The 25917-nt window shown below is 53.0% G+C and carries 29 protein-coding genes, 2 tRNA genes and 2 pseudogenes; 19 read left to right on the top strand and 14 right to left on the bottom strand.

The window, feature by feature from the left end:
- Nucleotides 1–55: 55 nt before the first annotated feature.
- Nucleotides 56–964, bottom strand: coding sequence for a pyruvate kinase (locus HAP95_RS01475; protein ID WP_368356533.1), 909 nt, complete (start codon nt 962–964; stop codon nt 56–58).
- Nucleotides 965–1680: 716 nt separating this feature from the next.
- On the opposite strand from HAP95_RS01475, the gene HAP95_RS01470 reads away from it, so the two are divergent.
- Nucleotides 1681–1935 (top strand): type II toxin-antitoxin system Phd/YefM family antitoxin, encoded by a 255-nt coding sequence (locus HAP95_RS01470; RefSeq protein ID WP_215882656.1) that lies wholly within the window; start codon nt 1681–1683, stop codon nt 1933–1935.
- A 33-nt stretch (nt 1936–1968) separates the two neighbouring features.
- Here HAP95_RS01470 and HAP95_RS01465 read toward each other — a convergent pair.
- The 4 genes and pseudogenes from HAP95_RS01465 to HAP95_RS01450 all read right to left on the bottom strand — a co-directional run.
- Nucleotides 1969–2199: pseudogene (locus HAP95_RS01465) on the bottom strand (ISNCY family transposase); the annotation flags it as partial.
- 218 nt (nt 2200–2417) lie between these two features.
- A complete protein-coding gene (locus HAP95_RS01460) occupies nt 2418–2633 on the bottom strand; it encodes a CopG family transcriptional regulator (protein WP_065413069.1) in 216 nt (71 codons plus the stop codon).
- On the bottom strand, nt 2630–3085 hold the full coding sequence (locus HAP95_RS01455; RefSeq protein WP_215882655.1) for a putative toxin-antitoxin system toxin component, PIN family: 456 nt from the start codon (nt 3083–3085) through the stop codon (nt 2630–2632). Before HAP95_RS01455 ends, HAP95_RS01460 begins: the two co-directional genes overlap by 4 nt.
- 390 nt (nt 3086–3475) lie before the next feature.
- Nucleotides 3476–3568, bottom strand: a tRNA-Ser gene (locus HAP95_RS01450).
- Between the two features lie 137 nt (nt 3569–3705).
- On the opposite strand from HAP95_RS01450, the gene HAP95_RS01445 reads away from it, so the two are divergent.
- From HAP95_RS01445 to HAP95_RS01405, 9 genes are all read left to right on the top strand, one after another.
- Nucleotides 3706–4380 (top strand): ABC transporter ATP-binding protein, encoded by a 675-nt coding sequence (locus tag HAP95_RS01445; protein WP_215882654.1) that lies wholly within the window; start codon nt 3706–3708, stop codon nt 4378–4380.
- Nucleotides 4380–6884, top strand: coding sequence for an FtsX-like permease family protein (locus HAP95_RS01440; protein WP_215882653.1), 2505 nt, complete (start codon nt 4380–4382; stop codon nt 6882–6884). Before HAP95_RS01445 ends, HAP95_RS01440 begins: the two co-directional genes overlap by 1 nt.
- Nucleotides 6877–8070, top strand: coding sequence for a lipocalin-like domain-containing protein (locus tag HAP95_RS01435; protein WP_215882652.1), 1194 nt, complete (start codon nt 6877–6879; stop codon nt 8068–8070). The genes HAP95_RS01440 and HAP95_RS01435 overlap by 8 nt, the downstream gene beginning before the upstream one ends.
- Before the next feature lie 290 nt (nt 8071–8360).
- Complete coding sequence (locus tag HAP95_RS01430; RefSeq protein WP_215882651.1) at nt 8361–8624, top strand: type II toxin-antitoxin system Phd/YefM family antitoxin; 264 nt, start codon at nt 8361–8363, stop codon at nt 8622–8624.
- The gene (locus HAP95_RS01425; protein ID WP_215882650.1) at nt 8621–9064 is read left to right on the top strand and encodes a type II toxin-antitoxin system VapC family toxin; all 444 of its coding nucleotides are present in this window, start codon (nt 8621–8623) and stop codon (nt 9062–9064) included. Before HAP95_RS01430 ends, HAP95_RS01425 begins: the two co-directional genes overlap by 4 nt.
- A 25-nt stretch (nt 9065–9089) precedes the next feature.
- Nucleotides 9090–9533 carry a hypothetical protein gene (locus HAP95_RS01420; protein ID WP_215882649.1) on the top strand — a complete coding sequence of 148 codons (444 nt, stop codon included), beginning with the start codon at nt 9090–9092 and terminating at the stop codon, nt 9531–9533.
- Entirely contained in the window at nt 9514–10296 is a 783-nt protein-coding gene (locus tag HAP95_RS01415) for a HesA/MoeB/ThiF family protein (protein ID WP_226832396.1), read from the top strand. Before HAP95_RS01420 ends, HAP95_RS01415 begins: the two co-directional genes overlap by 20 nt.
- A complete protein-coding gene (locus HAP95_RS01410; protein ID WP_215882648.1) occupies nt 10293–10658 on the top strand; it encodes a hypothetical protein in 366 nt (121 codons plus the stop codon). The genes HAP95_RS01415 and HAP95_RS01410 overlap by 4 nt, the downstream gene beginning before the upstream one ends.
- On the top strand, nt 10651–11433 hold the full coding sequence (locus HAP95_RS01405; RefSeq protein WP_215882647.1) for an endonuclease/exonuclease/phosphatase family protein: 783 nt from the start codon (nt 10651–10653) through the stop codon (nt 11431–11433). Before HAP95_RS01410 ends, HAP95_RS01405 begins: the two co-directional genes overlap by 8 nt.
- On the opposite strand, the gene HAP95_RS01400 is transcribed toward HAP95_RS01405, so the two are convergent.
- Nucleotides 11372–11878, bottom strand: a complete 507-nt coding sequence (locus tag HAP95_RS01400; protein ID WP_215882646.1) for an LEA/WHy family protein — start codon at nt 11876–11878, stop codon at nt 11372–11374. The two genes, HAP95_RS01405 and HAP95_RS01400, sit on opposite strands and share 62 nt — an antisense overlap.
- A 70-nt stretch (nt 11879–11948) precedes the next feature.
- Here HAP95_RS01400 and HAP95_RS01395 point away from each other — a divergent pair, with 70 nt between their 5' ends.
- Nucleotides 11949–13055 carry an ABC transporter permease gene (locus HAP95_RS01395; protein WP_215882645.1) on the top strand — a complete coding sequence of 369 codons (1107 nt, stop codon included), beginning with the start codon at nt 11949–11951 and terminating at the stop codon, nt 13053–13055.
- On the top strand, nt 13055–13906 hold the full coding sequence (locus tag HAP95_RS01390) for an ABC transporter ATP-binding protein (RefSeq protein ID WP_215882644.1): 852 nt from the start codon (nt 13055–13057) through the stop codon (nt 13904–13906). The genes HAP95_RS01395 and HAP95_RS01390 overlap by 1 nt, the downstream gene beginning before the upstream one ends.
- Here HAP95_RS01390 and HAP95_RS01385 read toward each other — a convergent pair.
- The 7 genes from HAP95_RS01385 to HAP95_RS01355 are packed head-to-tail and all read right to left on the bottom strand — an operon-like array spanning nt 13839 to nt 18139.
- On the bottom strand, nt 13839–14456 hold the full coding sequence (locus HAP95_RS01385) for a flavin prenyltransferase UbiX (RefSeq protein ID WP_215882643.1): 618 nt from the start codon (nt 14454–14456) through the stop codon (nt 13839–13841). The genes HAP95_RS01390 and HAP95_RS01385 overlap by 68 nt on opposite strands.
- A complete protein-coding gene (gene mpl, locus HAP95_RS01380; RefSeq protein ID WP_215882642.1) occupies nt 14456–15829 on the bottom strand; it encodes a UDP-N-acetylmuramate:L-alanyl-gamma-D-glutamyl-meso-diaminopimelate ligase in 1374 nt (457 codons plus the stop codon). The genes HAP95_RS01385 and mpl overlap by 1 nt, the downstream gene beginning before the upstream one ends.
- A gap of 6 nt (nt 15830–15835) precedes the next feature.
- Nucleotides 15836–16414: a hypothetical protein gene (locus tag HAP95_RS01375; protein ID WP_226832394.1), complete on the bottom strand. Its 579-nt coding sequence runs from the start codon at nt 16412–16414 to the stop codon at nt 15836–15838.
- A complete protein-coding gene (locus tag HAP95_RS01370) occupies nt 16407–17189 on the bottom strand; it encodes a thiazole synthase (RefSeq protein WP_215882660.1) in 783 nt (260 codons plus the stop codon). Before HAP95_RS01370 ends, HAP95_RS01375 begins: the two co-directional genes overlap by 8 nt.
- Nucleotides 17190–17237: 48 nt before the next feature.
- Nucleotides 17238–17438, bottom strand: coding sequence for a sulfur carrier protein ThiS (thiS, locus tag HAP95_RS01365; RefSeq protein WP_215882640.1), 201 nt, complete (start codon nt 17436–17438; stop codon nt 17238–17240).
- A gap of 10 nt (nt 17439–17448) precedes the next feature.
- On the bottom strand, nt 17449–17913 hold the full coding sequence (locus tag HAP95_RS01360; protein WP_215882639.1) for a type II toxin-antitoxin system VapC family toxin: 465 nt from the start codon (nt 17911–17913) through the stop codon (nt 17449–17451).
- Nucleotides 17900–18139, bottom strand: a complete 240-nt coding sequence (locus HAP95_RS01355) for a type II toxin-antitoxin system Phd/YefM family antitoxin (protein WP_215882638.1) — start codon at nt 18137–18139, stop codon at nt 17900–17902. Before HAP95_RS01355 ends, HAP95_RS01360 begins: the two co-directional genes overlap by 14 nt.
- 138 nt (nt 18140–18277) lie before the next feature.
- Here HAP95_RS01355 and HAP95_RS01350 point away from each other — a divergent pair, with 138 nt between their 5' ends.
- The 5 genes from HAP95_RS01350 (at nt 18278) to HAP95_RS01330 (ending at nt 23329) form a co-directional block, all read left to right on the top strand.
- Nucleotides 18278–18847 (top strand): Uma2 family endonuclease, encoded by a 570-nt coding sequence (locus tag HAP95_RS01350; protein WP_226832392.1) that lies wholly within the window; start codon nt 18278–18280, stop codon nt 18845–18847.
- 60 nt (nt 18848–18907) lie between these two features.
- Nucleotides 18908–19465 carry a Uma2 family endonuclease gene (locus HAP95_RS01345; RefSeq protein ID WP_215882637.1) on the top strand — a complete coding sequence of 186 codons (558 nt, stop codon included), beginning with the start codon at nt 18908–18910 and terminating at the stop codon, nt 19463–19465.
- 107 nt (nt 19466–19572) lie between these two features.
- Nucleotides 19573–21066: a flippase gene (locus HAP95_RS01340; protein ID WP_215882636.1), complete on the top strand. Its 1494-nt coding sequence runs from the start codon at nt 19573–19575 to the stop codon at nt 21064–21066.
- A gap of 2 nt (nt 21067–21068) precedes the next feature.
- Complete coding sequence (locus HAP95_RS01335) at nt 21069–21902, top strand: FkbM family methyltransferase (RefSeq protein ID WP_215882635.1); 834 nt, start codon at nt 21069–21071, stop codon at nt 21900–21902.
- Nucleotides 21903–21904: 2 nt separating this feature from the next.
- Entirely contained in the window at nt 21905–23329 is a 1425-nt protein-coding gene (locus HAP95_RS01330) for a glycosyltransferase family 4 protein (RefSeq protein WP_215882634.1), read from the top strand.
- A gap of 28 nt (nt 23330–23357) precedes the next feature.
- Here the strand turns inward: HAP95_RS01330 and HAP95_RS01325 are convergent, their stop codons facing one another.
- Nucleotides 23358–24608, bottom strand: coding sequence for an NAD(P)/FAD-dependent oxidoreductase (locus HAP95_RS01325; protein ID WP_215882633.1), 1251 nt, complete (start codon nt 24606–24608; stop codon nt 23358–23360).
- 263 nt (nt 24609–24871) lie between these two features.
- Here HAP95_RS01325 and HAP95_RS01320 point away from each other — a divergent pair.
- Both HAP95_RS01320 and HAP95_RS01315 read left to right on the top strand, forming a co-directional pair.
- Nucleotides 24872–24947: transfer RNA gene (locus HAP95_RS01320), tRNA-Thr, on the top strand.
- Nucleotides 24948–25535: 588 nt separating this feature from the next.
- Nucleotides 25536–25917, top strand: a pseudogene (locus tag HAP95_RS01315) (cytochrome P460 family protein); the annotation flags it as partial.

Raw genomic sequence — 25917 nt, 5'->3', positions numbered from 1 at the left:
AAGCCATGAATTGCCATCGAAATTCAAGCACATTTCGTCTGTCATTGGCCTGCTTCTATGGGACTGTTGCTGACCCTATGGCAAATCCGCAGCCGCCGTATGCAGCGTTAGCTCGGTAGTTCCAGTCACTGACTTGCCGATACTGTGGATGCGCCTGCATGCGGATGAGAATGTCGTTCAGCGTATGCACGGCCTCCACCGCATAAGGACCTTTGTTGAGCATCACGCACTCGGCGCGCACACCCATGGCCGCATCGGTGAATTCGGGCCGGGAGATGATGCCCTTTTTAGTGAGTTGTTCCAGCACCTGGGTAGCCCAGATGACGGGCAAATGCGCCGCTTCTGCCAGCCAGAGAATCTCTTCCTGTACTTCGGCCAATCGTTCCGGACCCACTTCTACCGCCAAATCACCGCGCGCGATCATTACGCCCAACGGTTGACGTCCGAGAGCGGCCAGCAGTATCTCTGGCAACCGGTGAAAGGCCTCCGCAGTCTCGATTTTCGCGATGACGCCCAGGTGTTCACCCTGCCGCTGGCGCAGGGCCTCCAGCATGGTGCGCATGTGCTCGGCACTTTCAACAAAAGAAAAACCAATAATATCTGCCAGAGGAATGATGGTATCCAGGTCTTTCAGGTCCTTGGCACTGAGGGCCGGGAGATTCAGGCTCAGGCCGGGAAAATTGAGACCACGGTCTGCTTGCAGGCGAGCACCCCCTGGTTTGGTTTTGGTGATGCGCAGCAAGGCACCTTCAGGCCTTTGTTCCATGACTATGGCGGCAATTTTACCATCGTCCATCCACACGGCCTGGCCGACGGGCAGTTGCGCAACGACTTCCGGGAGGGTGCAGGAGATGCGTGCCGGGCGACCCATCTGTGCTGGCATCCCGGCTCCTGGTTGGCTTTGCAGCAGAAGCTGATCGTCGGCTTCCAGATGCAGAGGGAGGGCGCTTGGCGGAATGCCCACAAAATGTCCCTGTCGAGCACATGACTTTCAGCGCGACCGAGGGAGGAGAGCCCCGCGTCTGACAAGGCATCCTGCAGGGGGCGCAAATCGACGCTACGCAGGGCCAGGTAGTGCAGCATGTTCCGGATGCCGAGATGCCAGGGAAGGCTGGGGTCTTGCCGCTCCAGAAGAGTGAGTTGGGCTGCTTCACTCTGGATAATCCGCGTGCGGAGCCCCTCAAGAGCTTCCTGAAGGTCTTGCCATGACTTATTCATATACTTCATTCGCCTAGTCATCTCCTGAGTGTAACAGGTGAATATTTCAGTATGATGACATCCAGCCAGGTAGCGGAGTTATTGACGCGTGCGTGCAAATAGCGCACTCCAAATGCATAACAAGTTGTGATTTTACTTCCAGCACCACCATGCCACTACCAAGATGGCAGCGCTACTTAATGTTATAGCGCCACTGATCAAAAGAAGCCTGAGTAATGCCCGAGCTTCGGCATAATGCGAATCTTCGCTCATAATATATCCGCTACTTTCCAGGTTGGACCCATTGGCACGATTGAACGGTGAACCCCTACCCCCCAGTAGACAGTTTATTGCTGCTTCCGTTCAATGAATAATTCGGCACTGGGGTTTTGCTTCGCCTGTTTGCCGGGCATAAAAACGCTGGACGAATAACCAATAACTCCCTAATCTTGTAATGTATATTGTACGAATCGGAAAGCGACCATGCACATAGTCAGTTATTCGGAGGCCCGCAGCCAGCCCAAGGAAGTGATGGACCGTGCTGCGGCAGATGCCGATGTCACGATCATCACCCGACGCGGATCCGCCAATGCGGTTCTGCTGTCCCAGGAACATTTTGACAGCCTGATGGAGACGGTTCATCTACTCCGCTCGCCAGTTAATGCCGCACATCTGGCCCAGTCCATCGCTCAGGATCAGGCGGGAAACTCAAAACCCCATCGTTTAACAGATGCCTGAACGCATCTGCTGGACGCTGGCCGCATGGGAGGATTACCAATACTGGCGATGAATGTTCCGGGCCAGCACAGCCATTGCCACATAGCGCTTGAAACCGGTAATACCATGATCCGGACACTGATCCAGGCCATGCTATTCTAATGCATTAATCGCCGATTCTACCGCCGAATGCTGGTGGCGGAGACGGACAAATTCAGGGTCCGACTCCCGCCTTTTTTCTTCCGCAGTCTTGCGGCCCTTTTTCGGTAAAACAACCATGGGTAGCATCTCCCTACTTTCATCGCATCCAGCAGCAGGTTAATATTCACAGAATCGTCCTCTTCATAAGGCTGAATACATTATAACATGCTGTTTATGAAAGGCAATTGTATTTGCTGTCAGGCACTAATTAAGAGGGAACGCCAGATAAAGTAACCCGTGTCTTGCTATAGCTTTTTTGTACCGATCCGCCTCGTTACTGCGTAACAGGTTACAGCGTGGCGTTAATGCGTTTGGTCAATTTTTTCCAGAATGCGTAACGCTGCTTGCGGGTCTCCCTGAGCAGCCATCACGCGGAACCTGCGCTCGACATCCATTTCAGTGAGCATTTGCGCCGTCCACTCGTCAAAGAGCTTGTTTACGCTGATCCCCTTCATGCGGGCCATATCCCGGATTTTGTCCGCCTTGTCGTCTGGGAGTCGAATCGTCAATGTACTCATTTGAACACCTCCAGGCATTCCGATGGTTTAAGGATGCGCAACTCCGGCCAGGCCAGCTCCCCGCCCTTCAAATCCGAGATGTTGTGCGTGATGATGGCTTCAGCGTTTCCCGCCACGGCCAATTCGACCAAGTGATTGTCCCCTTCATCGGGGAGATTCGGACGCCACCCGTAGTAGATAGAGATCCACTTCCCCTGCTTCGCCAGTGCGGCCATGACGGTTTTACGCTCATCGCCTGTGGTCTCCCCAGTCCATATTGGCCTACCCAGCATAGTCTCGTATTCCAGCCACAGCGCATTCCCGAACAAAGGGGTGTAACGCCCAGTCAATGCGTGTTTCAAGACAGCGCGAGAGGCGCCCCCTTCCGACCGCATGGCGGCAACAAAAACATTCGTGTCGATGACGAGCCGAACCATGGATGACAGCGTATATGCTTCCATTTGCCAAAACAAGCTGCCCCACATTCGTAAAAGCTAGGGGAAACAGTCCCAAATCCTTGTGAATTCACCGCTCCCAGATTCTTCATGGAGAAATTTCAACTTTAGCGACGGACTACTGGATAGAGACAAGCACCAAGCCAACCTTGATCAATTATCTTAATTCCATTCGCATCGTCTGAATGGACAACCATTCTCGCTCTGCATTTTCCGACGGCATCGGCACCACAGGGTCTCGGCATGGTAAAAACCTGATGCCCAATCTTGCCAATAGTCCCGCGACTCGTTATCGCGACCCAAGTGAGTCTATGAAGAAGAATTTTTCACCGGGTAAGATCACAGGTAAGATATAACGGCTTTAAAAATATTTAATCATTTGTAAATCATATAGTTACGCAATTTTATTGGCGGAGAGAGAGGGATTCGAACCCTCGATGGAGTGTTTAGCCCCATACTCCCTTAGCAGGGGAGCGCCTTCAGCCGCTCGGCCATCTCTCCGGTAGGCGGATAATACCCTGTTGTCTGGCCTGAGGTCAAAGTCTGCAGACAAACGAATTTTCCCGGATTTTGAGCGTCTGACAACTATTCCACAGCTTGTGGTAAATTATCCGTCCCTGACAATGGAGAAAATTCCAGTGACCGCACTTCTGGTCTTGAAGGATTTAGCCAAACGACTCCCCGGCGATAATGACAAATGGTTGTTCCGAGAAGCTAATTTGGAGGTGAGTCCGGGAGATTTTGTGGCCATCATGGGAGAAAGCGGCGTCGGCAAAAGCACCCTTCTGCACATTATCGCTGGCCTGGAACGACCGGATGGCGGACAAATGCATTTTCGGAATCAGACACTTAACACCATGGATGATGACAGCCGCACCCTGCTCCGCCGTCGTCATATGGGTTTTGTGTTTCAGGCCTTTCACTTGATTCCGCAATTGAATGTTACTGAAAACATCGCCCTGCCCTGGCGTCTCAATGGCCTGCCACGCAAGGACCTCCCCCAGCGCATTCAGCATCTTGCCGAGCAGTTGGGTATTGACGGAAAGCTGCAGGCCTGGCCCAGGGAGCTTTCCGGCGGTGAAATGCAAAGAGTCGCCGTTGCCCGGGCGATTGTGCATCGCCCCTCCCTGATTCTTGCTGATGAACCAACGGGCAGTCTGGATGCCGAATCTGCCGAATCGGTCATGAATTTGCTATACACCGCGCTGGAAGCGGAAGGACCGGCTGTACTGCTGGTCACCCATTCTGAGGCTGCAGCCAACCAGGCGCAGAGCAAACTGCACTTTGATGCCCAGGGATTTCACCCCCTGTGATGATGCGCATTCCTTGGCGGGCTGCAGTCTGGCGCCCCCTGCGACAACGTCCAGGTGCTACCGTTCTGGCCATGATCGGTATTGCCTTGGGGGTGGCTTTGGGATTGGCCATTGCGCTCATCAATGTGCAGGCGGTCAGTGATTTTTCGGCGGGTCTTCGCCATATGGCTGGTCAGGCAGATCTGACCCTCAGCGCTCCGGGTCCAGGCTTTAATAACGCCTGGTATGCACGCCTGAGCATGGCACCCAACGTAGCGGTAGCGGCGCCCGAAATCCATTTGCAAGCGACCCTTATTCAACCCGCACACAAACAACCTCTTCAGATTCTGGGAATCGACGCCTTTCAGGCGGCCCGAATGGGACAACCCCTGATCCCCTTAAATGTGCGTAGCCCACTGGCCCTGCTGGACCCTCTGAATATTGCCCTCAGCCCCCCAGCCATGCAGGCATTAGGGGCTCACGTAGGAGATTCCATTACCGTCAATGCGGACGGAATACCGCGCCGCCTCAAGGTGATCGGCACACTTCCAGAAGTTCCAGGCATAGGGGTAATGGGCGTCATGGATATTGCTGCGGTTCAATGGTTATGGGGCCGTGGAAATGAAATCAATCAAGTCGATTTGCGCCTGCAACCCGGAACCAGCAATCAGGATTTTGAAAAGCAGTGGCGGCCACTGCTGCCACCCGGAGCGGTTCTCGAAAGCCCCGCCCAGCAGGGCCGGGTAGCGGCAGATGCTTCAAGAGCCTATCGCGTCAATCTGTTGGTACTCTCTCTGGTGGCTTTATTTACCGGGGCGTTTCTGGTCTATGCCACCCTGGCCATGGGAGTCGTGCGCCAGCGCCAGCAACTGGCACTTTTGCGGGTATTGGGTTTGCGTCGGCGCGAGATCATTATGGCGGTCATGCTGCAGGGCGTGGTGCTCGGCGTGCCGGGTGCACTGCTGGGATTACCCCTGGGCGTTATGACCGCCGGATTGGCTCTGGTGCATCTTGGCGGAGATTTGGGCGCAGGATATTTCAGTAGCGCTGCCCTGCAATTACATTGGCATCCATTACTCATGAGTATATTTTTTGCAGCTGGAATGGGTGCCGCACTGATAGGCGCCTTTTTACCCGCATGGGAAACCAGTCGTGCCATTCCGGCCCAGGCGCTGCGTGCCGGCGCAGAAGAACAAAGTCATCTCCATCGCCAACATCCACGCATCGGCTTTCTGCTGCTGATTATGGCGCTGGGAGGAGCTCTGGCCCCTGCCATTCATGGCATTCCCTACCTGGCTTATGGCGCTATTGCTTGCCTGCTGTTCGCCCTGCTCTTCTTGCTGGCGCCGTTGCTGCGCCTTATCGTCCAGTTAATCCCCTTACCTGAAAGCAGTCTCTGGCGCCTCGCCCTACTGCAATTACGGGGCGCTCCGGGGCGCGCCGCGCAAAGCCTGGCCGCCGTCGTGGTAGCCTTCAGTCTGGTGGTAGCCATGGCCATTATGGTCGGCTCCTTTCGTGATTCAGTGGCCAACTGGCTTGGGGACATCCTGCGGGCTGATTTGTATGTGCAGGCGGGAAGCAATCAGGACGCATTACTCCCTTCCGGAACCGCACACTCCTTGTGCACACTTCCTGACGTTCATTATTGTTCACCATTGCGCCGCATTCCCTTGAATTTATTACCTGGTCATCCCCCCATCATGTTGCTGGCGCGCGGTATGAACCTGCAAGACCCCGGTCGGGAACTGCAAATACTCCGGTCTGTTCCTCTCCATACGCTGAGCGCACCGCCCGTATGGATTTCGGATATTCTGGCCGGCATCAGTGCCTGGCATCCGGGCCAGAACATCCGGATTCCTTTGGATGGACAACTTCGGACCGTCAGCATTGCCGGCATTTATCGCGACTACGCCTATCAGCAAGGATCCATTTCCATCCCGCTGCAGGAATATCAACACTGGTCCCATGATAAAGGCATCAATGGCGTGGCACTCTGGTTACAACCGCATGTGCAAGTCTCAGCCGCGCTCGCGCAGTTGCATCAAAGCATCGCAAAAAGTCGGCAACTGCTGATTGCCACGCCCCGGGAAATTCGCCGCCGTAGCCTGCAGATTTTCAATCGGAGTTTTGCCGCAACTTATGCGCTGGAAGCCGTAGCCATGATTATTGGCCTGCTGGGAGTAAGCAGTGGCTTTGGTGCGCAAACTCTGATGCGCCGCAACGAATTTGCCATGCTCCGGCATCTGGGACTGCGTCATCGCGACCTGCTGGCCCTGCTTTTTGCCGAGGGCAGCATGCTTTCATTCGCCGGTATTCTCATTGGTGGCAGCCTGGGCATTGCCATCAGCGTGATTTTAATTGCGGTGGTCAATCCGGAATCTTTTCACTGGCACATGGGTTTTCAGCCACCCTGGTTATTATTGGGAATACTCAGCGTCATTTTATGGATAGCGAGTACCGCTACCATGATCGTTGCGGGGCATCGCGCCCTGCGCAACAGCCCGGCGGTGTTACGTGATGACTAAGCGATGGTTCCCTACAGCATGCCGGGGCCTGGTCAGGTTATGGGGGCCTTGGGTCGTAATCCTGCTGATCGCTTTACGCAGTGCTTCAGTAGCTGCAGCGATCCTGCCGCCCCCTGTACTCCCCCTGCAAAGCCCGCCCCATGTTGCGGTGTCTGCACAAAATCCTCTGCATTTTCCCAATGCCTATGGCCGTCACCCTGATTTCCCTATCGAATGGTGGTATATCACCGGCTGGCTCAAGGACCGTTCAGGACATCCTTTGGGTTTTCAGTTGACCTTTTTTCGCGTACGTCCTGCCAAGGTCTGGGCAAACCCCAGTGCATTCAATGCGCGTCAGCTGATATTTGCCGAAGCCGCCATCAGCGATCCAGCCATCGGGCACTTACTGACTGCACAACGTATCGCCCGTTCCGGACTGGGTTTGGCGGGCGCGGATCAAAACCATACCCAGGTCTGGATTCGTCACTGGTTTCTGCAACAAACCCCATCCGGCTATCGCGCAGTCATTCAAGGTAAAAACATGGGCTATCGGCTTCATTTCAAAATAACCCAGCCAGCACTACTCGAAGGGCCACACGGCATCAGTCAAAAAGGTCCTGACCCCAAAAATGCCAGTTATTACTACAGTATTCCGCATCTGCAGGTCAGTGGTGACGTAACCACCAAAGGACATAGTCAGGCCGTTCATGGCGAAGCCTGGCTCGATCATGAATGGTCTGCTGCATACTTACCGAAAGCTGCCGTAGGTTGGGACTGGCTAGGACTGAATCTGCACAACGGTGCTGCGCTCATGCTGTTCATGATGCGCCGTGCTGATGGTAGTCCGCTTTGGCTGTCGGCCACGGAACGCAGCGCAGATGGTCGGGTGCACTATTTCCACGCTGGGCAGATTCATATGCAGGCCACGGGCTGGTGGAAATCCAGCCGGACGGGTATCCGTTATCCGGTACGTTGGCAGATTCACGTCGGGGAACAGAAATTTTCCATTGTGCCCCTGATGGACAACCAGGAATTTGATGCCAGCCACAGCAGCGGCACCATTTACTGGGAAGGGGCGGTGCGTGCCATCAGCCAGGGGACAACACTGGGTCAGGGCTATCTGGAAATGACCGGCTACGGTGGCCGCCTCGCCCTCGGAGCCTCCTCTGCGCCTGACGGACGCCAGACTGCGCCGAAACAACAGTGACATCCAGATTAAACCTGAAAACGGCAGTGGGCCTGGGGGCTTTTTGCTCCAACGTCCCTTGCCTGTTGTTCTAAGGCTCATCCTGCTGTCAGGAGAGAACTCGCCCTGCGGGCTCAGACAGCTCTCCTGACGGGCGCAGGATTTCACCAAGAACAACAACGGCGCGGGCCAAAGTCGCTGCAAAGCCCCCAGGCCCACTGCCGTTTTCAGGTTGGGTACTTAAAGACTTGACCCAACGGTTTTTTGTGTACACAATTCAGCCTATCAATTCCAATATTGAGGACACATATATGGAGATCTCCATCCGTGAGTTCAGGGCCCATCTTGCGCAGTACCTCTCTGAAGCCCAGCATGGACAAACCCTCGATATTACCTCTCATCACAAACCGGTAGCCCGTGTTATCGGGATACCGTCTGTGACAAAGAGCGGCATCACACGTCTCCTGGCCAGCGGTATGGCCCAATGGCAAGGAGGCAAACCGTTGGGTGCAAGCATTTGTCTTTCATCCACTACACGCAGCGTGTCAGAAATAATACTGGAAGATCGCGGTTGATTTTATTTTGTGACACCTCTGCATTGATCAAGCTTTACCTGACGGAAGCACACAGTAATGCTGTCAAAATCCTGGTCGAACAGGCCGAAGTAGTCGCTGGCTGCCGTATTGCCTGGGCTGAAGCCTGCGCGGCCCTTTCCCGACGCGGACGGGAATCACCCACGGACACACCCCTTATTGAACAAGCCAAGCAGTGCCTGGCCGAAGACTGGCCGCATTACCTGATCATCGAAGTGACTCAACACATTGTTGAACAGGCCGGTGATTATGCCGACACTTTTGCCCTGCGCGGATATGACAGCATACAACTGGCAGCCGCACATCAAGCCCAACAGATTTCCGGAATGTCAGTCATGTTTGCCTGTTTTGAAGTGCGACTCAACAAGGCCGCACAGTTGCTGGGTATGGAAGTGCCCTTCCTGCAAAAAAGTGGCCGATAACGCCTTCCATTGCTACACTAAAGGCATGCCAAATTCCATTCCGCATCTGCTCCTGCAAGAACAATTTATAAACCGTTTTGATGGGTGCACCCTCATCGTCCATCGCGGTTTTCCTGATCAATATTTCAAGGAACTGCTGGAACAACCTGGTGGTGGCGGGCATTTCCGGATAGATGCGCGGATTCCCCCCAGCACGCCTCCGACGCCCATTGAATGGGTTGTTCTTCATCACATCATCCCTCTGGATTTACCCATGCCGCTGCTGGTCAAGGTCGATCCGGATAGCCTGTATATGCGCCATTTGCTGCATGGCGAGCATGCCGGGCATCCCAGTGAGATTCTCTGGATGCTGGATGCCATCCGCGAACGTTATCACATGCGTCTGGAGCGCCGGCAGGGCTATTATCAGCCCGTGCCGGGAATGCCTGTAGAAGAGAATGACATTGACTATGACTTCAACAATGACTGACTCTCTGGATGATGCCGCCCTAATGCGTTACTCCCGACAGATTCTTCTGCCGGAAATTGACCTCGAAGGACAAAAACGTCTGCAGCAAAGTCGCGTACTGATCATCGGCATGGGCGGACTGGGTTGTCCGGCATCACAGTATCTGGCTGCAGCAGGAATTGGACAGCTGACCCTCTGCGATGGGGACATTGTAGAAATCAGTAATCTGCAACGTCAGATTCTTTATACCGAAGCGGACCTGGGACGGCCCAAGGCCAGCGCAGCCCGTGAACGACTGCTGGCCATGAATCCCCATATCCGGGTGAGCGCCTGGATCGAAAACGCCAGCATTGAATCGCTGAGCAGCGCCCTGGAAACCCATGATCTGGTTCTGGATTGTAGCGACAATTTTCACAGCCGCCACGCCATCAACCGCGCCTGCCGCAGGGCTCGCGTACCGCTGGTGAGCGCCGCCGCCATTCGCTGGGAGGGGCAGCTCAGTGTGTTTGATTTCCGCGACCCGGATACGGCCTGTTATGCCTGCCTGTATCCAGAACAAGGCGAAGAAAACAGCGAAGACACCTGCTCCCGCAACGGGGTGCTGGGGCCCCTACTGGGCATTCTCGGCAGCATGCAGGCCGTTGAGGCCATTCGTCTGCTCAGCGGTCATATCTCCCCTCTGAGCGGACAACTCCTGCTGCTGGACGCCCGCCACTGGCAATGGCGTCAGGTACAACTGCGCCGCGACCCAGCCTGTGGGGTTTGCGGCGGAGTCTGCGCATGAAACCCTTGATTTTACCCCGCACTCTGGCCAACGCCCTGCTCGGTGATCTGCAGTCCGGCGCTGGGCAAGGGCTGGTGGGCGCTTTGCAAGAACGTCCCTGCTCCGTTTACCCGGTCAGTGCCGAACAGCGCGGCATGGCGCTGGATCTGCTTACCAGCCGGGGCGAAACGCTTTTTGCCTGCTATGCAGCGGCTCCTCAGGAACCTTACAGCACTTTGCCCGAAAAGCCTCTGAGCCCCTTTGATCCGCCCTACCAAATCCGCCTGGCAACCGACATCCGTGGGGTGATCGTCTTGCGCGCCTATGCCCGGAAAGCCGGACAAGGCTGGCAGGAAAAAATCATCGAGCTGGAAAATGACTGAAGACGCTGGCTTTTCGGTCATGTCCTTCAATATTCAGGTCGGTATTGGCTCTCATCGTGCCCGGCACATGCTGCTCCATGGCTGGAAATATGTGATGCCGCACGGCCAGAGCCTGCGCAATCTGGAGCGCATTGCCGAAATTCTTTCGGAAGCCGACATTGTCGGTCTGAATGAAGTAGATGCCGGCTCGTTTCGTAGCCAGTATGTGAATCAGGCCGGGTTTTTGGCAGAACGGGCTCACTTTCCCTACTGGGCGCAGCAACGCACCCGTGATTTTGGCGAGCTGGCTCAGCACAGTAACAGCGTACTCTCGCGCTGGCCTATTGCCCGCAGTGAACCGCACACTCTGCCGAGCTTCATGAAAGGTCGGGGCATGCTGGAAACCAGCACTGAAATCAATGGCCAGCCTCTGACTGTCGTCATCACCCATCTGGGTCTCAGTCGTCACGCCCGTTTCAGTCAAATCCGCGATCTCGCGCAACGCCTGCGCCAGCGCCGCCATCTCATTCTTATGGGCGACCTCAACTGCACCGCCCGCTCCCCGGAAATCCGCCTGCTCCTGGCCGAAAGCGGACTACAGGCGCCCCCCTGGAACCCGCCTACCTTTCCGAGCTGGTCTCCGCGCTTTTCCTTTGACCACATTTTCTGTAGCCCGGACCTGGAATTCACCGAAATTGAAAGTATTGGCGAACCCCTGTCCGATCATCTGGCCCTCAAGGCGCGACTGCGCTGGAACTCGAAGCCAGAGGCAAATGTAACGACCCGGTCACCGTAAAAGGAATCCGGCTGTCAAAAGGTCCTGTTACCAGATAACCCTTGACGGCATAGGGCAGGCCCTTCTGACTATCGACACTGCCCAGTTCACCCAACAAGGGTAACAAATTACCCGTAACCGGGATGGAAACCACGCTACTTCCATACGCCGGAACCTGCACGGGCTTATTCAGCAGTCCATAAGCCACCTGCCGGTTTTGCACCAACAAACGGGCCTCCCCGGCCTTGGCGCGCAAGGCGCTGCTATTAGGATTACTGATTTTCAGATCCAGGGTAAAAGTCTGCGACACAAAACCTACCGACTGGGGATGAATACTTTCCAGTTGCACCTGCGGCGAATGGGCCGGAAAAGCACTGCAAGCCGTCAACGGCAATGCGGCCATCATCAGCAAAGGCCAACGCCAAAAACTTTGGGGGAAGCCCGCACTTCGTGTAACAATACCCATCAGTCTACTCCAGCAGATTCAAGCGACTGAGTATAACCCAAGGAATATCCGATAAAAGCCCATATCGCGCATGACCGACCATAATCCCCAAGAACCTCGCTGGCAGCTTCAGGATCAGACCATTACCCTGAGCGGTCGCTGGACCCTGCGCCGCCTGGGCGGCAGTTTTGCCCAACAGCAGAAAATGCTGGGCAACATTCACGCCGACCTGCTCTGGGATTTACGCAATCTGGAAGCTCTGGATAGTGCCGGTGCTCTGCTGCTCTGGCAGGCTTGGGGAAACCATTTCCCCGAAAAAATACAGTTGAACGATCTGCATCAGGCCATATTCACCCGACTGGCCGATTTACAACCTTTGACGCATCCCCCGCGCCGCCCCTTCCAACTTTTGGACGCTCTCGGTGCTTTTCTTATCGAAATCGGTCGTGATCTCTGGGGGATTTTTTTGTTGATGGGTGCGTTACTGCTGGAATTCGGGCGCGGCTTGCGGCATCCCCGCAGCTTTCCCTGGCGGGAAATATCCGCCACCATTGTCAGTACCGGCCCCGGTTCACTGCCTATTTTAACGCTCATCGGTTTTTTGATTGGTGTGGTGATTTCTTTTCAGTCGGCTTCCACTCTGGCCCAATATGGGGCCAACATTTACATCGTCAATATTGCCGGTCTGAGTATTTTGCGGGAGTTTGGACCGTTAATCACGGCGATCATTCTTTCTGGTCGTTCGGGTTCGGCGTTTACCGCCCAGATCGGGGCCATGCGCGTCACCGAAGAACTGGATGCCCTGCGCACCTTTGGTATCCCCCCCATCCGTCGCCTGGTGCTACCCAAGGTCATCGCCCTGGCTCTGGTGGTTCCATTGCTGGTGTTGTGGACGGACATGGTGGGAATTCTTGGCGCCATGTTGGTCGCCAAGGCTAACCTGGGTATCAGCTACCACTTTTTCATTCAGGAAATGCCCGTCGCCGTTCCCAGTTTCAATTTATGGCTGGGTATCATCAAAGGCGCCGTTTTCGGCATACTGATTGCCTGGATTGCCGGTTTTCATGGCCTGAAAGTCAAGCCCAACACCACCAGCCTGAGTCGTGAAACCACCAATTCCGTGGTGTACTCCATTACCCTGGTGATTCTCATTGACGCCATCCTCGCGCTGGTCTTTGCCAATACGGGGATTAGCTGATGGAACGGCCTGATGCCATCATCATGGAAAATATTGGCACCCGCTTCGGAGACTACTGGATTCACCACAATCTGGACCTGACAGTTCATTGCGGCGAAATCCTCGCCATTGTCGGCGGCAGTGGCACCGGCAAAACCACCCTGTTGCGGGCCATGATGGGCCTGGTCCCCATTGCCGATGGCAAACTGACCATACTCGGCAAAAACCCACAAATCCTGACCCTGCGCGAACAAATTGCCCTGCGTCAGCGCTGGGGCGTACTTTTCCAGCAAGGTGCCCTGTTCAGCGCCCTGACCGTTTTCGAAAACATTGCCTTTCCCCTGCGCGAATGGGGACACCTGACCCGCACCGAAATCAATGATCTGGTGGCCCTGAAATTACAAATGGTCGGGCTTCAGCCCAAAGATGCCTGGAAGCTGCCTGCCGAACTTTCGGGCGGCATGATCAAGCGCGTGGCCCTGGCGCGGGCGCTGGCCATGGAAGCGGAAATTCTCTTTCTGGACGAGCCCACCTCGGGACTGGATCCGATTGCCGCCTCGGATTTTGATGCATTACTGCGGCAGGTACATGCGGATATCGGCTTTACCGTGGTCATGGTCAGTCATGATCTGGACAGTCTCGCAGCCACGGCCAGCCGGGTGGCGGTACTGGCCGACCACAAGGTACTGACCGTGGGTCCCCTCAATGAAGTGCAGGCCGTGGACCACCCCTATATTCAGGCATTTTTTCATGGGGAGCGCGGCGAAAGATTACTTAACAGCCTCCGCGCCACCGGCAAGCTGCCTATTCTCCCCAGCGACGACCAATCTGGTTTGACACGCCAATCTGATCCAGCACCCGCGCAACCATAAAATCCACCAAATCTTCAATGCGCTGGGGACGATGGTAAAAACCCGGACTGGCCGGCAAAATCCGCACCCCCATGCGCGCCAGACTCAGCATATTTTCCAGATGAATGGTCGAAACCGGACTTTCCCGGGGAACCAGCACCAACTTGCGGCCTTCCTTGAGCATGACATCGGCCGCGCGTTCGGTCAGATTATCGGACAAACCATGGGCAATAGCCGCAAGAGTGCCTCCCGAACAAGGGCAAATCACCATGGCGCGGGGCGCATTGGAACCCGAAGCGACGGGGGAATACCAGTCATGGGGAGCATAAACAGACAAAAGACCAGGCTCGGTCCCAAAATGGGTATTGAGAAACCGGGTGACACCCTCGGGCTTTTCCGGCAAATCCAGCCCCAGCTCTTCCTTGCAGACCACCCGCGCCGCGTCGGAAATCAGCAGATAAACCTGAATCCCGGCGGTGAGCAGGACCTCCACCAGACGCATACCGTAAGCTGCCCCTGAAGCTCCCGTCATCGCCACACAAATACGGTCCTGCGGACTCTGTTCTGCCATTATTTTTCTCCTGTTGTGGCGGTATTTCTGCGCGCCAGTTCCGCCAACAACCGCCCATGAATGCCCGCAAAAGCCCCGTTACTCATCACCAGAACCTGATCTCCGGCCTGTAATTCGTCAAGAATCTGCTGCAGCAGGTCGTCCATGTCCGGGGAAACTTGCGCAGTTCCCGCCAGGGCAGCGCGAACATCCCAGCCTATATCGGCGGGGGCAAAAACAAAAGCACGGTCAGCGCCCTGCAGGCTGGCCGCCAAAGTCTGCTGATGTATCCCCAGCTTCATGGTATTGGAACGCGGCTCCAATACGGCAATCAAACGACCGGAAGCGCCCATCTGCCCGCGCAAGGCGGCAATGGTCGCAGCAATGGCGGTGGGATGATGGGCAAAATCATCATACACCGACACCCCGGCAGCTGTGCCCCGTAATTCCAGACGCCGACGCACCCCCCGAAAACTGCGCAAGGCGGCTATACCCACGTCGAGGGGGACCCCGGCATGACGCGCCGCCAGCAAGGCCGCCAGAGCGTTTTCGGCATTAAACACCCCCGCCATATCCCACTCAACCTGCCCACGCAGCTGCCCCTGCTCCACAATACTGAAGCGCCTGCCATCGGGACTATCCAGTTGCACCTGCCAATCGCCCCCGCCAGCAAAACGCTGCACCGGCGTCCAGCAGCCCTTGTCCAGCACTTGCTGCAAAGCGGGTGCCGCCGCGTTGACGATCAACGCGCCTGTACCGGGCACCGTCCGCAGCAAATGATGAAACTGGGTGATGATGGCCTCCAGGTTCGGAAAAATATCGGCATGATCATATTCCAGATTATTCAGTATCAGCGTACGCGGATGATAATGCACGAATTTGGAACGCTTATCGAAAAAGGCCGTATCGTATTCGTCGGCCTCAATCACAAAAAACGGACTATCGGTCAGCCGCGCCGAAATCCCGAAATTCAGCGCTTCGCCGCCAATCAGAAAGCCCGGATTGAGCCCCGCTTCCTGCAAAATCCAGGTTAATATGGACGTCGTCGTGGTTTTACCGTGCGTGCCCGCCACCGCCAGTACCCAGCGACTGGCGAGAATCTCCCGGGATAGCCAGGCCGGGCCGGAATCATAAGGAATTTGCCGATCCAGCACCGCCTCTACACAGGGATTTCCCCGGGACAGGGCATTACCAATAATGACCAGATCAGGCACGGGATTAAGCTGTGCGGGGTCATAACCTTCATGCACCACAATCCCCTCGCGGGCCAGCAGGTCGCTCATGGGCGGATAAGTATGGGTATCAGAACCCGTTACCTGATGACCGGCGGCACGCGCCAACAAGGCCACCCCGCCCATGAAAGTCCCGCAAATACCGAGGACGTGAATATGCATGAGGGATTAGTGCATGGTACTGCGGGATGGAGCGCCCAAACGCTGATCGAGCATCTGGTTGGCCAATTCAAAAAGTGCCGAGAATTTTTCCAGCAACTCCTGATAACGGGTCATCAACGCTTCTTCTTCGGCCAGCACCGGATGATCGTCCAGAGAACGGGCGAGCATGTCACGAGCCATGCCCAAACGCTCCACCACCTCAAAATACGCCCAGCCGTCGGGAGGCTGGGCACTGGCTGCGGCCATTTCCTGCTGGTAATACCAAACCAGGGCACCCCGGGTAACAGCCTGGGCAGCGGTGGGTTCTTCCACTTCCGTCAACTGCCACTCATGACTGGTGGGTTCCTGCCAGTCCATATACACATGCCAGCGCTGGCCGTTTTCGTCGGACATAAATTCCAGACGCACCCCCACCCCCTGGTCGCCAAGGCGGGCAATCAGGCGTTCTGCCTCTTCCCAATCATCGGCATAATCCGGAATGGGACTGCCGGGGACAGAACCCATGACCAGCAGTTCCACCTGCTCCAGATAATTGTGGTCCAGCGCGGCACTACGGGCGATTTCCAGGGCGTCATTGCTACTCAAAGAAGGTTCCTTCCACCGGACTGCTGGCACTGGCATACAACTTGCGCGGCATCCGTCCTGCCAAAAACGCCTTGCGCCCGGCATCCACACCCAAACGCATAGCTTCCGCCATCAATAGCGGATCCTTGGCGGCGGCAATGGCCGTATTCAGGAGCACCCCATCACAACCCAGTTCCATGGCCACCGCCACATCCGAAGCCGTACCCACCCCCGCATCCACCAGAATCGGCACCGTCGCCTGTTCGAGAATAATGCGCAGATTGTAAGGATTGCGAATCCCCAGTCCTGAACCAATAGGTGCCGCCAGCGGCATCACCGCCACACAGCCCATTTCCGCAAAGGCCTTGCAGGCTACCGGATCATCCATGCTGTACACCATCACCTCAAAGCCCTCAGCAACCAGGGTTTTGGCCGCTTCATAGGTTTGCCGCATATCTGGATAAAGGGTCTGAGGATCGCCAATAACTTCCAGCTTGACCAGTTTCCAGTCGCCCAGTTCACGGGCCAGACGACAGGTACGCACCGCGTCTTCAGCGGTATAACAGCCAGCCGTATTGGGAAGGATGGTAAATTGATCCGGAGGCAAAGCCTCCAGCAAATTGGGCGCGTCGCGGTCCTGGCCAAGATTCACCCGCCGCAGCGCCACAGTAATGATTTCCGCGCCCGCCGCATCCACGGCCGCCCGGGTTTCCGCAAAATCCTTGTACTTGCCCGTACCCACCAACAATCTGGACTGATACGCACGCCCTGCGATCACCAGGGGATCTTTATGCATGGTCATTATCTCACCTCAAAATAGGGATTGATGCCGCAGCGCCAACCATTAACCGCCGCCTACCGCCTGAATGATTTCCAGACGATCACCCGCCGCAAGCATGACCTCGCCATGGATGCTGCGCGGCACAATTTCGCCATTACGCTCTACCGCCACCCGCCGCTCTGCCCAACCCAAATCAGCCAGTAGCGTCAGCACCGTCATTTGCTCCGGCACCTCACGGGGCACACCATTTACCTGTATCTGCATGCCTGCGATGCTAGAACCTCCCTGCAGGGGCGTCAATCCCGCACCCGCAGCGAATCCCCATCATCTTCGCGGCCTTTAACAGTCCTTTATCCAACGACAGCAACAAATCTGATCCCTGGTTTTTGGCTATAGCCAAATGCAGCGCATCAGCGGTACGCAATCCTGACTCATAGTGGCGGATGTAATGCCCAGCCAGTACATAATCATCCTGAGCAGGACACACAATCTGAAAAGCTTCACGCAGCAAATCATCGCAGATATTTTCTGCGGCCAGCGCTTCACTTTCCTGCAACCCACCCATACGAACCTCGCGGGCAAGCAGACTGGAGAATTCGAGACGAGTCAGGCTACTCAACAAAAACTGCCCGGTCGACAATTCCCGCAAATAGGTGACCACCTGTAAACTGCTAGCCTCTTCCAGAATCAACGGGGCCAGAAAACTGGTATCAAAATAATAGCGTTTAGTTGGATTCATCCCGCAACTCTTGCAAAAGTTCCGCACTCCGCTTGCGCCATTGCGGCATTTCTGCGCGAAATGCCGCAAGCCTTTCGAACGGGAACGCGCCCGTGCCATTCACCACACTCTCAACGCGCGCCACAGGACGCCCATGACGCGTAATGACAACCGTTTCACCATTTTCGACCTGATGAAGAATTTCACTCAGATGCGTTTTTGTATGCGCCAGCGTATAAGTGCCCATCACACTCTCCTGATATGACTATATTTATGACCAAAATAAAGGATCTAAGTATTAAGGTCAATAATCATCGGCCACCAACATTGCCCGATTGACCGGGATTCGGTTAGCATAATCAGAGGGGTTGAACCGGAGGTAAGCATGTCCCTTCCTATCGAACAGGCCAACAAGTTGAGCGTTGATGCATATCTGGCCGGCGAGCAGGACGGTGAGTTCCGGCACGAATATATTGATGGCATGGTCTATGCCATGGCCGGTGCCAGTCGCCGTCACGCGCTGATCATCACCTCCCTCACCCTCTTACTGGGTCCCAAAGCACGGCAGCAAGGCTGCCAACTCTTCACCAATGACATGAAAGTGCGTATCCAGCAGGCCGGTGAGGAGAGCTTTTATTACCCCGACCTGCTACTCGGCTGTGATCCCAACGACCGGGAAACTTACTACAGCACCCGCCCCTGCCTGATTATCGAAGTACTTTCCGAAAGCACCGAACGCATCGACCGGCGCGAAAAACTCTTTGCCTATACCGGCGGCCTGCCCAGTCTGCACGAATATCTGCTGCTCGCTCAGGACTGTCGTCAGGCTGATCTATATCGCCGCACGGCAGAAGGCTGGCACCATGAAAATCTTGTCGAAGGCAGCATCCATCTGCAAGGTCTGGATATGGACGTGACCATCGATGATATCTACCAGGATGCCGAGCGCGCGTAACAGCCCTATGCGTCGCCAACGCCTTGACAGCATTCAGCCCAGCCCCCTACTCTCCTCATTATGACCGCCGCCCCACGCCTTGCGCGCTATGAAGATCTTTTTGACCTGCCTGAAAACATGGTGGGCGAGATCATTGCCGGCCAAATGCACACCCAACCCCGACCGGCACCCGCTCATGCCCTTGCCACATCAAACCTTGGGGTTGAACTTGGACAACCTTTCGGACGTGGGCGCGGTGGCCCCGGCGGCTGGTGGATTCTGGATGAGCCCGAACTCCACCTGAATGCAGACATTTTTGTACCCGACCTCGCTGGCTGGCGCCGCGAACGCATGCCTAACTTGCCCAAAACCGCCTGGTTTGAAATGGCCCCGGACTGGGTCTGCGAAGTGCTATCCCCCGCCACGGCCCGCACCGATCGCATTCTCAAACTCCCCCGCTATGCCGCCGCTGGCATCGCCCACTGCTGGTTAATTGACCCCGAAGTCCGTACCCTGGAAGCTTTCGCCAATCAGGGCGGTCATTGGCTGCTGCTCGGCACCTGGGGCGGCGATGATGAAGCCAGCATTGATCCCTTTGCAGCGGTTCCTTTATCGCTTGCCGGGCTCTGGGTGGATTGAAGAATATGTATAACTATGTTGAATAACAGCTCAATCCCTACAAAAGGCAAAAGAAGCTTTGCAATAAATGCTCAAATCCGACCTTATGAACACTAACGGATTACTACTTGACTAAGGATATTAAGTCACCAACGCCAAAACGTGAGCAGCCGGGGATAGGGCGATCCACTTTAATCAATCTTTCTGGTTTACTGGTACCCACTATTGTTGCCCTTATCACCGTACCACTCTACTTAAAACAAATTGGTGAAGTCCGTTATGGGGTATTACTACTGGCCTTCACCTTTCTAGGATATTTTGGTGCATTTGACTTGGGTTTAGGCCGCGCTGTGGCACAACGTGTAGCCCGCCAGGACAGTATAGAAGAACGTAATCATACTTTTTGGACTGCATTTATAATTTCTGGTATTATGGGAGTAGTAGGTGCGATAGTCTTATATTTCCTTGGTCAATGGTTATTTTCAGAAGTTTTCAATATCCCAACCAATCTGCGTCATGAGATGGTCAGCGCCATTCCTTGGCTTGCAGCAATCGTACCAATTACAGCCATCATATCAGTTCTTGCTGGTACGCTGGAAGGTCGTCAGGCTTTTCTTGCTATGAATATAAGTCAGATAATTGGCGTAATTGGTCTTCAAGTGTTACCTCTCAGCGCCGCCATGCTGGGCCATAAATCTATGCCTGTACTACTTGCTTCTGCTTTAATTGGCAGGCTACTTGGTGTCATAGTGTTGATTGCTTCTACGAGTCATATGCTTCCTATTCGAAATCTTCCCCACATACACAAGCCCGATATAGGACCATTACTAAGATTTGGGGGATGGATGACCCTTTCTGGAATGGCGATCCCTCTTTTATCCATTATTGACCGTTTCTTCATAGGTACTGTGATTGGGCCTGCAGCGGTGACTGCATACGCAGTACCTTATAATCTTACTCAAAGATTCACCTACTTACCCTATGCTATTAGCACTACTCTTTACCCACGCTTCGCCAGAAACCTAGAAAGCGATCAAAAGAAATTATTGAATGACGGCATCAGTACGCTTGTAGCCATACAAACACCTTTAATAATCCTAGGTATCCTGATAATGCATCCTTTTCTTGACCTATGGGTAGGGTCAACATTAGCCAGCCGCGCGTCACCGGTAGCAATTATTTTCTTAATAGCCTTATGGATAAATGGACCAGCCTATATACCACACAATATGCTACCAGCAATTGGAAGACCAGACATTATGGTAAAATTTTACGCTTGGGAAATAATTCCATTTTTAATATTATTATATATTTTTATTAAGGATTACGGGATTATTGGTGCTGCTATTATATTTGCAATTCGTGCAGTTGCTGATAGTGCATTTTGTTTCATAATTACGAATAGCTCAGCTCTTTCATCAAGACTCTTTTTGATAACTGCTCCATTTATTATTGTTTCAGCGACATTATCTTGGCAAAAGCACTGGGGAGCGTTAACGATAATAATTGCTTTTATATGTTTTACATCATCACTCTATACTGCGATAAAGATAATGCCTCAGTTTATTATTGATGCATCGCTCAAAAAGCTCCGATCACTCATGGATTCACAGGGAAACTAGTAATGGCTCAACCACTCACATCAAAAATATTCAATCATTTTCTCGGCAATAAATCACCAGTGTATCTAGGCAACAACTTGGCCATTGTGAAAACTATAGGCAGAATAAAATTATTAGTTGATACCAGAGACCTTTCAATCGCCCCTCATATACTCATTGACAGGCAGTGGGAACCCATTATAACAAAATTCTTTCGCCGTACAGTAAAAAAGGGGTTTCGAGTTATAGAGATTGGTAGCAACATAGGATATTTTACAACAATTGCAGCCAAACAAGTCGGGCCGGACGGAAAAGTATATGCTTTCGAAGCAAATCCTGACGTTTACAAAATATGTAAAAATAACATTGAGTTAAACGGATTAAATAATATAGTGAATATAAAAAATATTGCTATTTCGGATAAGAAGGGTACTGTAAAATTTCAAAAGTTTACACGACACCAAGGTAATTCTACTATTGTTTCCGCAGATCTCTTGACAGAATACAGCGAGGAAATAGAATCAATTACGGTCACAACAGATGCTCTAGACCAGTTACTACCTTCTGAACGCATTGATTTCATAAAGATCGATGCCGAAGGCAGCGAAAGACTTATTTTTTCCGGTATGGAAGCATTGTTGAAAAACAATAATCAAGTAAAAATACTATGTGAATTTTTTCCAGAAAGACTAATTCAGGCAAAAGTGAATCCAGAAGAGTTTATTGATTACATATCCAGTCTTGGGTTTTTAATACTAACAATAAACGACGAATCAAAAACAACCCGTTGCTTCAAGGATGAATTACTTAGCAAAAAAGTTTCTGAGCTTTTTCTTCAAAAAATACATGGCTTATAATCATGTCTAAACACAGGCTTATAAAAAATCTTTTAACTTCACTATTATATAATGATAAAATCATAAACCTAACTAAAAAAGCGCTAATTTACTTTCCAAAATTTGAAGAAAAATTGCGAATAATATCCTATAGGTTAAAAAGAACAAACCTCTCTTTTGTTGAGCCATTAAATAGAGATAATATCGAAATATTTGTAGTAGATGATAGTACCAAGACCACAGATAAACAATTACTATTTGATGTATCTGAACTTGCTCTTAGAGATGTTCATACTGGAATACAACGGGTTATAAAATCTCTATATACCGAGCTAGATCGACAGTCACTTGGTAGATTTAATTTACGGGCTGTACATGCCGATAATGTTGGAAATATTCGGTATGTAAATAATTTTTTCATTGATATGCCAACCAACACACCCACTACAGTAAATACTATTGGAGAAATTGTAAAAATAGTTCCCGGTGATATTTTTTTCAGCGCTGATTTATACATGCACTTCCCTTTTAGGACATTGCAATCAATGCGGCTCCAAGGGCTTATAGTCATATGGACAATACATGATCTTTTTGGACTAACAATTCCTGACATGCTTCCAGAATCTTATTGCCTTGCATTTGGTGACTGGTATAAAGGTGTTATCCATACTGCCGATAGATTAGTTTGCGTGTCTAAAACTGTTGCTGATGAGGTTAACTCTAAACTTATCACCGAAAATCAATTAAATACTAGCGAAATTTCTATTGGCTGGTTCCATCATGGTGCCAATCTTGCTGTAAGAAAGCATTTCACAGAAATCAATAATGATGATAAAGCATTCCTTCATACCATTAAATCTCAGCCTGTACTACTTATGGTAGGCACTCTTGAACCACGCAAGGGACACATTCAAGCACTAGAATCGCTTGAAATACTCTGGGATAATAATGTTAGAGTCAATTTAGTGTTTATTGGCAAGGGGGGCTGGCGAAGCCACAACTTAATTCGCAAATTGCGTCATCATCCTCAAAGAAACAAACAACTATTCTGGCTTGAAAATGCCAGTGATTCCCTCCTGATTGAACTTTATAAGCAATCCAGTGCGTTACTTGCCGCATCTTTCGCAGAAGGATTTGGCCTGCCTCTGATTGAGGCTGCGTATTATGGTTTGCCTATTATTGCCCGGGATATTCCTATTTTTCATGAAGTAGCGGGTGAATACGCCTACTATTTCCCTAACACCAATAGTTCTGATTTGGCCGAAAGCATTCAGCATTGGCTTGAGCTTGATGCGCAAGGCAATGCTCCGCAATCCAAGGGAATGCCCTACCTGACGTGGGAACAAAGCACTCAACAACTACTCAAGGTCATCCTTGAGGACAACTGGTATACCACCTATCAGCCTGATAAGGTGGAAACGACCAACAAAAGTGATAGCACAGCTTAATCCCGTCAGGCTAGAAAATTAGTTAAAATCACATAAACCGCTCCACTCGATAAGGCTCCGGATCCGTAAACGGCGTTTCGCCCTCCATCATTTCTGCCAGCAGGCGTCCGGCTGTCGGGCCGAGGGTCAGGCCCTGGTGGCAGTGGCCAAAGGCGTACCAGAGGCCTTTCTGGCCGGGGGCGGGGCCGATAATGGGAAGCATGTCGGGGGTGCAGGGGCGTGAGCCCAGCCAGGCTTCCGGGTCCAGGCGTTCACCGAGGCTGGGCAGGAGTTGCCGGGCTTGGGCTTCGGCACGGGTCAGGGGAATGGCGGAACGGGGCGCGTCGCGGTCGGCGAATTCTGCGCCGGTCGTCAGGCGAATGCCCCTTTGCATGGGGGCCAATACATAACCCTGATCGGCGTCCAGAACCGGGTGGCAGAGAGGCGTGGCGGGCTGGCGATAATGCATGTGGTAGCCCCGTTTCACGAAAAGTGGCGGATGAAAACCCAGTGCGCGGGTAATATCCGGCGACCAGGCTCCCAGGGCAATGACCAGTTCGGCGGCTTCTATAGGGCCGTGCGCGCTTTGCACGCGCCAGCCAGCTTGTTCTTTTTGCACTTTTTCGGCATTGCCCGTGCGAAACTCGCCGCCCAGTTGGGTAAAATAATTCAAATAGGCGCGAGTCAGCGCGTAGGGATCGGTGACGGCCAGCGGTTGTGTCCAGTGAATACCTCCCGCAAGACCGGGGCGCAAAGTCGCTTCCATCTGCGCCACCTGTGCCGTATCCAGTGCATCATAAGTGACCCCAAAGTGCTCAGCCTTGTAGGCGGCTTCCAGCAGGGCATGATCCAGAGATTCTGCATGGGTGTGAACCTGCAGCCAGCCACCAGCACGAAACAGGTTTGTCACCCCGGCCAGTCCGGCCAGGGCCAGATGATCATCCAGGCAATGGGCGATCAGGGCCGCATAGTGGCGGGCAATGACCCGGTGCCGTTCTTCCTGAGAGTTGTACCAGTATTGCATAAAGGGAATAGCCAGACGGGGCAGCATGGTGCCGCGATAATAGGCTTCCGTCGAACGATTGCGGGCATAACTCATCATCTGCGCCAAAGCGCGGGGAAAAGGGTGCGGCATGACGGCCTCGCGCTGAATCAGGCCGGCGTTACCAAATGATGTCCCCTCCCCCGGACCCTGGCGGTCGAGCAGCAGGGTTTGCCGACCGCGTAGTTGCAACTGCAGGGCAATAGATACGCCGACAATGCCGGCTCCCAGGACGATGACGGCGGGTTGATTGGCCATCAGTGCAGGCCCACTCGCCCGCGTGGAGGGCAACGAAGCTCGGTAACTTCCACGTTCTTTGCCATGATGGTTCCCTCTGAATGGCTGTAACGTAAGATTCTGCCCCAATCATTGGTAAAACAGAAGCCCATATTCTCCGCGAAAGCTTGCTGGTATCACGAACTCAGTCTTAAATCGATAGCAAACGCACTCGGAGCCGATGCCAATACGCAGGCCAAGCAATTCTTGTCGCGCTGCCTCATGACAGGTACAATCGCGCCCACGCCGTTGTAGCTCAGTCGGTAGAGCAACTGATTCGTAATCAGTAGGTCAGAGGTTCGATTCCCCTCAACGGCACCATAAAAACAAAAGGTTGTAAAAAATAATTGCAACCTTTTTCTTTCTGGTAGATACATGGTAGCCACTTGGCGTCAAGCTTTGTGCTGGCTCCTGCTAGATAGTATGGTCATCCCAGATAAACTGGCCCTCTCAACTTGTCAGTCACCAGCCTCTTTCTTCACAAGATTTAATTTAATCAATACATCGATACAAATCATGGGATGGACCTCCTCAGAATCAAGTCCAGGAATCTTAAAATAATTCTCCTGAAACACGTCATCAAATGCTATCTTTTGGTATAAGCCTCAGCGTATACCTTCACCAACCACGGCACATCACTCCCTTGATAGAAAACCCAAGGGATGCAAGCTACGTAATGCCCAAAAAAATTTCCATAAAAAAGCCTCGTTAAGCCGTAACGGCCAGTATTGAGATTGACTCCGATCAAAAGGGCGAACGGCAACCGAGAAAGGTCTGTTGCTTCGCGGATGGCTTTTACGTATAGGTCCGGAATACCCGCTATAATTTTCAAGAAGCTTTACGTTTAAAGCAAACGTCTCCACGTCATGACATTTCGTGGAGACTACGGGTTGAGTCAGGAGCCGTGTCATGCCAAAACTTAATATTGTTATACTACTCACCATAAGCAGTTGTTTTTCTTCTCTGGCTTGGGCGCATGCAGCCGGACCCAGCCCTGAAGTTCTGTGGAAAGAAGTACAGATATTGCAAAATACGCACGCCATCATGCCCGGAAGTGTGCCTTATCAAGCGGGATCCCGGACGGTGGATCCTTACACGGTGGACTTGGCCAACCCTTTAGCAATATCCAGTATAGAAAAGGCCGGTGGGATATTGAAAGTGACCCGCTATAGTAATGGAAGCCTGATGGTCAAAGAGAATTACAATGCCCACAAGCAGTTGGTGGGCGTTACCGCCATGCTGAAGGCGGCTAAATTTGATCCTTCAGACCGCAACTGGATCATGGCTGCCT

The organism is Acidithiobacillus sulfurivorans, from assembly GCF_018853815.1.
Classification (GTDB): Bacteria; Pseudomonadota; Gammaproteobacteria; order Acidithiobacillales; family Acidithiobacillaceae; genus Acidithiobacillus; species Acidithiobacillus sulfurivorans.
This window is presented reverse-complemented; position numbering and strand designations above follow the sequence as displayed.